Origin of the sequence: Comamonas testosteroni, from assembly GCF_000761245.1 — a bacterium.
Taxonomy (GTDB): domain Bacteria; phylum Pseudomonadota; class Gammaproteobacteria; order Burkholderiales; family Burkholderiaceae_C; genus Comamonas; species Comamonas testosteroni_C.
Map to the genome: position 1 here is coordinate 1 of NZ_AWOR01000041.1, position 222 is coordinate 222.

Consider the following 222-nt stretch of genomic DNA (forward strand, 5'->3'; position numbering starts at 1 on the left):
ACTTACCAGGACTTATTGTCCTGTGCAGCTACCGACAAAGTGATCGCCCGGCATGTTGGCCAACAGGTCGAGGAGGCCCTCAAAGCGGGCATTACGGCAACTCCTACTGTGATAATTAAAGACAACACGACTGGCAGCTCCGTAAAGCTTGAGGGACCAGCTGACGGGGTATTGTTATTATCAGCTCGTGATTGGCTGGCTCAAAAAAAGAGCTGCGACGCT

At 51.8% G+C, this 222-nt stretch carries 1 pseudogene; it reads left to right on the top strand.

Annotated features, from left to right (window positions below):
- A pseudogene (locus tag P353_RS29870) lies at positions 1–222 on the top strand (disulfide bond formation protein DsbA); the annotation flags it as partial.